Origin of the sequence: Longimicrobium sp., assembly GCF_036280135.1 — a bacterium.
Classification (GTDB): Bacteria; Gemmatimonadota; Gemmatimonadetes; order Longimicrobiales; family Longimicrobiaceae; genus Longimicrobium.
The window spans coordinates 1-3,184 of record NZ_DASURI010000596.1 but is presented as its reverse complement, the minus strand read 5'-3'; the positions used below and the strand labels follow the sequence as shown (position 1 = coordinate 3,184).

The window sequence follows — 3,184 nt, the reverse complement described above, 5'->3', positions numbered from 1 at the left end:
GGTAGACACTTTCAGCGCGGTCTGCTCCCCCACCGCGCCCGCGTGTATATACGCGCGAGCACGGATCGGTTTCCAGTGCGATGCTTCGGAGGACTTCCACACCTTCGACCGGATCCCTCGGGGGGAGTGCGGTAGCGGGCTCGCGGGCGCGCCTCCTTCGTGTGCCCTCCGCCGCGAAGAGGCCGATGGGCCGTCGATGCAGCCCGCTCCTCGCTTGACGAAGTCAGCAAAAACCTTCCCTACCCGGGCGAGGCAGCCTACCATTTCACAGCAGGCCCCGGGCTCATCAGCGGCCTTTCTGGAAACCTCGTGCCCTGGTTGCTGACGCCTCAGTGGACGTGGTGCAGCGCAATGAACCCCCTTTCTCTGGCAGAACTGACTGCAAGCAGGCACAGTCAACCATGACGACCTGATTCACGCGAAGTTCCTGGCGCGGGATTACCAATCAGAAAACCACGGAAGAAGGAGCGCCGTCTTGAGCCATTCAATCGCGCATGGTGGCAGCCGCCCCGTCGTCATCAGTGATCGTCAGGGATTCGACCGCCGCTGGTTTGCGCCCAACCTGCAGGCGGTCTACGTACCGACGCATGTGGACCAGGTGGCGGACTGTGTGACCGCCGCCCTGCGGGCCTGGGGAAGGGACGTCAGGGTCACCTCGGGTCGCCACTGCTACGAGAATTTCGTCTACAACAGCACCACCAGGGCCGTCATCGACATGTCGGCACTGAACCAGGTGGGGTTCGACCCGGCGCGGAACGCTTTCTTCGCCGACGCAGGGTGCGAGAACTGGAGTGTCTATCGCACGCTCCTGAACGGATACAACAAGACGCTTCCCGCCGGCAGCTGCTACTCGGTGGGCGCGGGTGGCCATATCACCGGCGGCGGCTATGGATTGCTGTCGCGGCTGCACGGCCTGACCGTCGATCACCTGCACGCCGTGGACATCGTCACGTGGGACGCCGGGGCCGGACAGGCGCAACTACGCCATGTCTCCGCCGACAGCCCGACGAGCGACGAGCGCGACCTTTTCTGGGCCCTGTGCGGCGCCGGCTGCGGCAATTTCGGCGTCATCGTGCGCTACTACTTTGCCGATCTGCCCGACGCGCCCGACCACGCCACGATCTCGACCCTGGCGTGGAACTGGTCCGATCTGGACCAGAGCAGCTTCGCGGACCTGCTGGCGGCATACGCCGAGCTCGTGGCGGAGATGCCCGAGACCGACTTCGGCCTGCTGAAACTGAACCACGTCTCCAACAGGCAGATCGGGCTGATCCTGCAGATGGCGTCTGCCCCTGGCGTCGGACTGCGCGAGCATCAAGCCCGGGCGGAGATGAGCGCCAACCGCTCGAGGGCGCTGCTGGAGCGGGTGGTTCCGACCGTGCCGCTCGAGAAGCCGCTGGGCGGGCACCCTGGCTACATGACGACGATGCCGGCCAGCGACGCCGCGCAGCACGTCACGTACCTCGAGGCGCTGCAAACCCTGAACGGTTCCGGCCCGAACCAGTTCGGAAAATACAAGTCGGCCTACATGAAGAAGCCTTTCCCGGCCGACCAGGTCGCAGCCATCTACCGGTGGCTGAACACCACCCCGCCGGGGCTGCCTGCCGCCGACATGAGCCAGTCGCTGCTGCAGGTGGACAGTTACGGTGGCGCGGTCAACCGGCGGTCCCCGGAGTCGACGGCCGTTCCTCAGCGCAGCTCCCTCCTGAAGCTTCAGTACCAGACCTACTGGATCAACGCCTCCCGACCGGGCGAGAGCCACCTGCAGCCCTACCTGGATCAGGCCGCGGCTCACCTGCAGTGGCTCAACGGTTTCTATCGCGACGTGTATGCCGAATACGGCGGCACGCCCGACCCGGCCCGGGACCGTACCGGCACCGTCGATGGCGCCTATTACAACTATCCCGACATCGACCTGGGCAGCCATGAGCGCGGCGATGTCGACCAGGCGCTCTGGCTCTATTTCCTGGATAATTTTCGACAGAATCCCCGCAACCTGGTGAAGGTCAAGCAACGATGGGATCCGGAAAACTTCTTTCACCACGCGCAGTCGATTCCGGTCCGATGAGGGCGTGATCGGGTCTGAGCACCAACAGGCACGCGTAGGCGGGATCTGCGCCCAAGCCGGAAAACGAAAACAGCATCTCACGCAGAGCCGCAGAGGCGCGGAGTACTTCATCGCGCGACGAAGTACTCCGCGTCCTCTGCGGCTCTGCGTGAGAAAATCAGTTGCCGTTATTCGTAGCGCAGCGCCTCGATGGGCGCGAGCGATGCGGCGCGGCGGGCGGGCCAGATGCCAAAGAAGATGCCCACCGCCGCGCTGAACCCGAACGCCAGCACCAGCGACGACGCCGAGATGGCCATGTTCCACCCGGCCATCCGCTGCAGCGCCATCGATCCGCCCGCCCCCAGCAGCAGCCCCAGCGCGCCGCCGCCCATGCAGATCACCAGCGCCTCGATCAGGAACTGCAGCAGCACGTCGCGCCGCCGCGCGCCCAGCGACTTGCGCAGGCCGATCTCCTTGGTCCGCTCCGTTACGGACACCAGCATGATGTTCATGATGCCGATGCCGCCCACCAGCAGCGACACGGCCGCCACCCCCGCCAGGAGGAAGGTGAACGTCTTCGTGGTCTCCTGGAAGGTGCTCAGGAGCGTGGCCTGGTCGCGGATGTCGAAGTCCGCGTCCTCGCCGGGGCGGATGCGGTGCTCGCGGCGCAGCACCTGGTCGATCTCGGCCATGGCGGCCTGCATCTGGTCATCTCCCGCGGCCTGCACCCCGATGGAGCGCAGCCGGTCGCTGCCCATCACCCGCGACTGCGCCGTGGCCAGGGGGATGTAGACGGCCTCGTCGGGGTTGGCGAAGCCCGCCGCGCCCTTTTCCGCCAGCACGCCCACGACCTGGAACGGCACGCCGCCGATCTGCACGTTCTGCCCGATGAGCGACTCGCCCGCCGCGCCCAGCCGCTGACCGACGAGCGCGCCCACGACGGCCACGCGGCGCCGGCCCTGGTTCTCCCCGTCCGTGAACACCCGCCCCGTGGACAGCGAGTGGTTGTTCACGCCGAAGTAGCTGGACCACGTGCCCACCACGGACAGGTTGGCGTTCCCCGCGCCGTAGCCCACCTGCAGCCGGCTCTCCATCTCCGGCGCCACGGCGGCGATGGCGTGGGGATCGCGGGCCAGG

At 66.6% G+C, this 3,184-nt stretch carries 2 protein-coding genes; one reads left to right on the top strand and one right to left on the bottom strand.

The window, feature by feature from the left end; all coding sequences use genetic code 11:
• Positions 1 to 475 precede the first annotated feature (475 nt).
• Positions 476 to 2,068: an FAD-dependent oxidoreductase gene (locus VFZ20_RS19250; RefSeq protein ID WP_329685557.1), complete on the top strand. Its 1,593-nt coding sequence runs from the start codon at positions 476 to 478 to the stop codon at positions 2,066 to 2,068.
• A gap of 167 nt (positions 2,069 to 2,235) precedes the next feature.
• Here the strand turns inward: VFZ20_RS19250 and VFZ20_RS19245 are convergent.
• The coding region (locus VFZ20_RS19245) for an ABC transporter permease (protein WP_329685556.1) at positions 2,236 to 3,184 on the bottom strand (949 nt) is incomplete at its 5' end.